Raw genomic sequence first — 1,035 nt, 5'->3', positions numbered from 1 at the left:
TGACATCATCTAAACCAGCTAATCAAAGTCAACCCTATCATTAATAATATTTTCATAGGAATAAGATAGACATACTTAAACAAACCTACCCACAAGAGTGAGTTTTTCTGGAATTTAACTTCCAATTACAGTCTTAACCACAGTTAAATGCCTGACCAGACTTCCACATTCCAAAAATAATGCGTAAAAGTTTGTGAGAAGTAGCAACAATTGCGACTTTTGCAGGTTTGCCTTCGGTACGTTTTTGCTGATAGAATTGAAAGAGAATCGAATTTCTTGGGCCATGAATTTGCTTGGAAATGGCGGCAACGGTAGCCTGATAAAGAGCCGTTCGAAGGTAAGAAGAGCCCCGTTTAGATATTCGATTCTTCTTGGATTTGAAGGTTCCTGATTCGTGAACAGCTGAGTCTAGCCCGGCAAAAGCTGTTAGCTGTTTAACGGACGGGAACCTTTTTATATCTCCAATTTCAGCGATGAGCATAGCAGCCGTTAATGGTCCCACCCCTGGAATCGTGCGAAGAAGGTGATAGGTTTCGATAGATTCAGCCATCGACTGCATGGTTACCAAGAGATCTTTCATACAGTCCTGGTAGGTCTTTAGCAGTTGAATATAGTGCATAAGAACAATCTTCTGGGCTTGAATGGCATGGAGATCAGGAAGACTGTTGTTAGCAATGGCAAGTAGTTGCTCTAGTTTAGATTCGTTCCAAGCCCGACCTTTGCGATTGGAAATAAGTACCATCATGATCTCCTCATGATCTGCCTCTAAGAGTTCTCGGGGAGTCGGATAGCGAGATAAAAGTTCAAGAGAAGTACGGTTACAGACTTTGTGAAACGCCTTGTCATACCCTGGAAAGATAAGATCAAGAACGGCACGGAAATGAAGCTGTGTCTCGCCATAGAGGCCTGTCCAATGCTGGTATTGTCTACAAATGACACGAAGCTGTTGAACAGAATCGCTTAGTTCTACATGAGGTTCAGGAGACTGGAGGTAGAAGACATGAGCAATACGAATGGCATCGATCGGGTCGGTCT

The 1,035-nt window shown here is 42.9% G+C and carries 1 protein-coding gene; it reads right to left on the bottom strand.

Annotation, left to right across the window (positions count from 1 at the left end):
• Positions 1-133: 133 nt before the first annotated feature.
• Positions 134-1,035: IS110 family RNA-guided transposase (locus tag AC1TO9_RS24480; protein ID WP_482060739.1), on the bottom strand; the 902-nt coding region annotated here is incomplete at its 5' end.

It is taken from the genome of Paenibacillus sp. Y916, from assembly GCF_056786435.1.
Note: the sequence above shows the minus strand (reverse complement) of the source record. Positions and strands in the feature narration are given on the sequence as shown.